The 1,093-nt window shown below is 79.4% G+C and carries 4 protein-coding genes; all 4 read left to right on the forward strand.

The features are described 5' to 3' along the window. Positions 1 to 338, forward strand: a 338-nt coding sequence (locus tag ABD317_RS37155; RefSeq protein ID WP_344296519.1) for a type II secretion system F family protein, incomplete at its 5' end; no start/stop codon positions are given. Positions 339 to 347: 9 nt separating this feature from the next. Then, positions 348 to 584 (forward strand): DUF4244 domain-containing protein, encoded by a 237-nt coding sequence (locus ABD317_RS37160; RefSeq protein WP_027753031.1) that lies wholly within the window; start codon positions 348 to 350, stop codon positions 582 to 584. Further along, positions 526 to 933, forward strand: a complete 408-nt coding sequence (locus ABD317_RS37165) for a TadE family type IV pilus minor pilin (protein ID WP_051438047.1) — start codon at positions 526 to 528, stop codon at positions 931 to 933. Before ABD317_RS37160 ends, ABD317_RS37165 begins: the two co-directional genes overlap by 59 nt. Then, positions 911 to 1,093: pilus assembly protein TadG-related protein (locus ABD317_RS37170; protein WP_344296524.1), on the forward strand; the 183-nt coding region annotated here is incomplete at its 3' end. The genes ABD317_RS37165 and ABD317_RS37170, both read left to right, overlap by 23 nt.

Genomic DNA, 1,093 nt, shown 5'->3' on the forward strand with positions numbered 1-1,093 from the left:
CGGTCGGGGACCGGCTCGCGCAGGGTGCGGCGGAGCTGCGCCTCGGCGGCGACCCCCGCGCGGCGTGGGCGCCCCTGGCGGAGCTGCCGGGCGCCGGGCGGCTGGCCGGATGGCTGGAGGAGGCGGGCCGCACGGGCGTGCCGGTGGTCGACGCGGTCTCCCGGCTGGCCGCCGAGTGCCGGGCGGAGGAGACCCGGGCGGCGGCGGCCCGCGCCCGCCGGGCGGGGGTGCTGGTGGCGGGCCCGCTGGGGCTCTGCTTCCTGCCCGCGTTCCTGGCGGTCGGGGTGGCTCCGGTGGTGATGGGCCTGGCGGCACAGCTGCTGGGTGGCAGCGGATGACGGACACGGATGACGGACACGATGACGGAGACACGGGGGTTGGAGATGGCCGGCAGGTTCGTCCGGAGGGTGCGGGAGCGTGCCCGGAGGCTCGGCGGGGACGCGGGGATGACGACGTCCGAGTACGCCGTGGGCACGATCGCGGCGGTCGCGTTCGCGGCGATCCTGTACAAGGTGGTGACGAGTGATGCGGTCAGCGGGGCCCTGCAGGCGGTGGTGGAGCGCGCGCTCGACGTCCCGTTCTGACCCGCCGCACGCGCGGGACGCCGGGGTCGTGACCGCGGAGGCGGCGGCGGCGATTCCGGCGCTGGTTTTCCTCGCCCTGGGGCTGGTCTGGGCGCTGATGGCCGCCGCGGCGCAGATCCAGTGCGTGGACGCCGCCCGCGCGGGGGCCCGGGCGGCGGCCCGGGGCGAACCCGCCGCCGGCGTCCGGGGGGCCGCCCTGGCGGCGGCTCCCCGCGGCGCGGCGGTAACGGTCGCCCGGGACGGCGACCTGGTGCGCGTACGGGTGCGGGCGGCCGCGCCGGGACCCGGGCCGCTGTCGCTCGACCTCGGAGGGGAGGCGGTCGCCCTTGCGGAAGAGACCGTTCGATGACCGGGGCGGGGCGACGGTGTGGTCGGCGCTGGCGTGCTTCGCGCTGTGCGCGGTGTTCGCCGCGGCGCTGGGGCTGGGGCAGGCCGTGCACGCCCGCCACCGCGCCGGCGGGGCGGCCGACCTGGCCGCGCTGGCCGCGGCGGACCGGGCACTGTTCGGC

This window comes from Streptomyces synnematoformans (genome assembly GCF_039531005.1).
Lineage (GTDB): Bacteria > Actinomycetota > Actinomycetes > Streptomycetales > Streptomycetaceae > Streptomyces > Streptomyces synnematoformans.